3 protein-coding genes are annotated in these 3,021 nt (G+C 73.5%); 2 read left to right on the forward strand and 1 reads right to left on the reverse strand.

Annotated elements, in window-relative coordinates; translation table 11 throughout:
* Together ACXJKL_RS18280 and ACXJKL_RS18285 are read left to right on the forward strand one after the other, a co-directional pair.
* Positions 1-116: DUF2550 family protein (locus tag ACXJKL_RS18280; RefSeq protein WP_457208428.1), on the forward strand; the 116-nt coding region annotated here is incomplete at its 5' end.
* Positions 117-121: 5 nt separating this feature from the next.
* Complete coding sequence (locus ACXJKL_RS18285; RefSeq protein WP_457208426.1) at positions 122-1,282, forward strand: MFS transporter; 1,161 nt, start codon at positions 122-124, stop codon at positions 1,280-1,282.
* Positions 1,283-1,313: 31 nt separating this feature from the next.
* On the opposite strand, the gene ACXJKL_RS18290 is transcribed toward ACXJKL_RS18285, so the two are convergent.
* Entirely contained in the window at positions 1,314-2,672 is a 1,359-nt protein-coding gene (locus tag ACXJKL_RS18290) for a DUF222 domain-containing protein (protein WP_457208427.1), read from the reverse strand.
* Positions 2,673-3,021: the final 349 nt, after the last annotated feature.

The raw sequence follows: 3,021 nt of genomic DNA on the forward strand, positions 1-3,021 counted from the left end.
GCACGGCACCGTCCGGCCCGTTCGAGATCGCGATGAGCGAGGCCTCGCTCACCGGGTTCCAGGCGTGGATCGAAGCAGGTCCCCCCGGGGCCGACTGGGACCGGAACCGCGGCTGACGCCCGTGGCCGACGTGACCGCCGCCCGCAACGCCGTCGGGCTGGCCTTCTTCCTCAACGGACTGTGCTTCGCCAGCTGGGTCTCCCGCATCCCCGAGGCTCGCGACGGCTTCGGGCTGAGCAACGGGGCCCTCGGCGTGCTGCTGCTGTCGATCGCCCTGGGCTCCCTCGTCGCGTTGCCGAGCACGGGTGCCGCGATCGGTCGCTGGGGGACGGTCCGGGTGCTGCGTGCCGGAGCCGTCGCGGCTGCGATCGGCCTCGGCACGACTGGCCTCGCCCTCGGTGACTCGCTGGTCGTCACGGGTGCGGCGCTGTTCGTCTACGGCATCGGCATCGGCGTGTGGGACGTCGCGATGAACGTCGAGGGCGCCGAGGTCGAGCGCCACCTCGGTCGCACGGTGATGCCGCGCTTCCACGCAGGCTTCAGCCTGGGCACGGTCGTCGGCGCCCTGCTCGGGGCCGGCCTGGTCGCCGTCGGGGTGGCGGGTACCTGGCACCTGGTGGCCGTGGTGCTGCTCTCGGCCGTGGTCGTCTGGCGGGGCGCCGCCGCCTTCCTCCCGATCACGGAGGTCGTGGACGAGGAGCGGACGTCGGCGGCCCGCGCCTGGCTGGAGCCGCGCACGCTCCTGATCGGCGTGATGGTGCTGGCACTCGCCATGACCGAGGGCACCGCGAACGACTGGCTCGCCGTGGCCCTCGTGGACGGGTACGGCGTCTCCCATGCCGTGGGGGTGGCCGGCTTCGGGCTGTTCGTCGCGGCGATGACCCTCGGTCGCGTCGTCGGGACCCACCTGCTCGACGCCTTCGGACGCACCGCTGTCCTGTGGTCGACGATGGCGGTCGCCGCTGCCGGCGTGGTGCTGATCGTCCTGGGCGGACACCCGGCGCTCGTGGTGCTCGGGATCGTGCTGTGGGGCCTGGGAGCCTCGCTGGGCTTCCCCGTCGGGATGAGTGCCGCGGCCGACGACCCGGCTCGAGCGGCGGCGCGCGTCAGCGTCGTCTCGACGATCGGGTACGCCGCGTTCCTGGCCGGGCCGCCGCTGCTCGGGTTCGTGGGGGACCAGGTGGGGACCCTGGACGCGCTGCTCGTGGTGGCCGTGCTGCTCGTGCCGGCCGCGCTCGCCGTGCCGGCCGCGCGCCACCCCGTGTCGTCCGAGGTCGCCTGAGGGTGCTGTGCGGCGGGCGCGGGCGCGGTGCTCAGGCTGCGGGCGTCAGCAACAGTGCGCGGACTCGTCGTTCGGCGGGGGACTCGTCGTCCTGCGAGACGGTGGGCGGGTCGGGGGACCGGGAGTGGTGGACGTGTCCGGTGGGGGTGGTGATGGTGATGTGGGTGACGGCGAGGGGATCCGGGACCGGCTGGTGGTGGAAGCCGGGAGACTCCTTCGCGTAGTTGCAGGCCTCGCAGAGTCCTTGGCCGTTGGCCCAGGACGTGTCGCCGCCGGCCGAGCGCGGGACCACGTGGTCGTGGTGGCGGATGGGGGCGTTGCAGAACGGCGTGCGGCAGCGGCGGTCGCGCAGGTCGATGAGGTCGGCGAGGCCGTGGCGGAAGAGGCTGGAGGTGGACTCGGTCGCGATGAGCGCGCCGGTCGCGGGCATGGCGAACAGTCGCTGGATGGTGGAGCCCAGGTGCTGTGCGCCGGCGGCGGCGAGCCGTCGGGCGAGGGGCGCGGGGATGTGGCCGGCGCCGGCGACGTAGCCGGGTTCGTCGCTGGTCCCCAGCGGGGTCTCGGCGCTGACGACGACCTTCAGGGCGACCGCGGTCGGGCCGGTCGCGCTGGGGCCGCCGAGGCGTTGGACGAGGGTGTCGGCGAGGAGCTGGGCGCGGGTGCGATCGTCCCCGGCGGCGCGGGCCTTGTCGGCGGTGGTGTCGAGGGCGGTGATGATCGCGGAGACGTCGGTGGCGGGCAGGGTTGCGGTGAGCTGGCCCATGCCGTCGCCCAGGATGCGACCGGTGACGCGGCACTTGGTGYGGGCGCGGTGGTGACGGGTGAGCCAGCCCTCCTCGTCGCGGCGCAGGACCTCGCGGCGGACCAGGTCGCGCAGGTCGGCGTCGCCGAGCCCGGTCAGCCGGTGGCCGATGGTGAGGTCGACGCCGCGGCGTTGGTCGGCGGTGAGGTCCGCGGTCTCGGTGGCGATGATCTCGGCGCGACGTTCGTTGAGGTCGCCGCGCTCGAGGGCAGCCAGGGTGTGGGGGAGGTCGCTGAGCAGTGCGCGGGCGAGGGAGAGCTTGCGCCGGCCGTCGTGCGGGGACTCTCGGCGGGCCAGGGCGATCTCCGTGCCGGTCCCGGCGTCGGGATGGGGCCGACGACGACGAGGCTCGAGGATGCGCCGGGCGTCGGCCTGGGCCTGGCGGTGGAGCGTGAGCTCGTGGGCGAGGCGAGCCTGGGTGGCGCAGATGGCGGACTTGAGTCGCTCGAGCTCGTCGAGCTGCTCGACGACGCCGCGGGGGTCGCCGGCCAGGGAGAGGGCCGCGAGCTGGTCGCGCAGGGCTCTGGCGGCCTCCCCGGGCGCCGTAGCGGCGTCCGGGGTGATGGAGGTCGATGCCGATTCGAACATGTGTTCGATTCTACTACGGTGCCTCCCTTCTGGCAACTGTCATGTCTCAAGACATCGGTGACAGTTCTGCATCAGGACATCGGTGACACGTCGTGCCGAAGGATCTTCGCGCCGGCACCTGCGTCAGGAGGCTTGGGTGACCGCTCCCGGAGGTGAGCTCTCGTCGAGCGCCGATCCCGCGGGCCGCGCCGAGACACCCGAGAACCCTTGCCGAAGTCCTGACACCCGAACTGTCACCGAGGTCCTGAGGTCATCACGTGCACCGGCAACCCGCGACCGCGGGTGCGCGGCTCAGCCCAGGCTCCGCCGCATGACGAGGCGCGCCATCCGGCTCGCGACCGCGTCGGTC

The organism is Nocardioides sp. P5_C9_2, assembly GCF_054049555.1.